General features: G+C 70.1%; 1 protein-coding gene. It reads left to right on the top strand.

The annotated features are described in order from the left end of the window. Positions 1-412: pyridoxal-phosphate dependent enzyme (locus tag A3728_RS13990; protein WP_150120810.1), on the top strand; the 412-nt coding region annotated here is incomplete at both ends.

Genomic DNA, 412 nt, shown 5'->3' with positions numbered 1-412 from the left:
CCGACCAGGGCGCAGAGGTGCGGCGGGAGGGGGCCACCTACGAAGCCAGCATGGCCGCCGCCGAAAAGGCCGCGGCCGATCAGGGGTGGGAACTGCTCTCTGACGGGTCGTGGCCCGGCTATACCGACAGGCCCTTTCACGTGATGGAAGGCTATCTGGCACTGATGGCGGAAGTCATCGAAGAGATGCCCGCCCCGCCCAGTCATATCTTCCTGCAGGCCGGGGTCGGGGGCCTCGCCGGTGCCTGCGCGGCGCTGGCGCGGCAGCGCTGGGGCGATGCGCCCCGCATCGTCGTGGTGGAACCCGAAGTCGCCCCGGCGCTGCATGGCTCCATCGTGGCGGGCTGCCCCGTCGAAAGCAGCGGCCCCGAAAGCGCCATGGGTCGGCTCGACTGCAAGATGCCCTCGCTCAT

The organism is Sulfitobacter sp. HI0040 (assembly GCF_001634885.1).
Classification (GTDB): Bacteria; Pseudomonadota; Alphaproteobacteria; order Rhodobacterales; family Rhodobacteraceae; genus Sulfitobacter.
The sequence above is the reverse complement of the archived record's forward strand: the minus strand, read 5'-3'. Positions and strand labels throughout refer to the sequence as shown.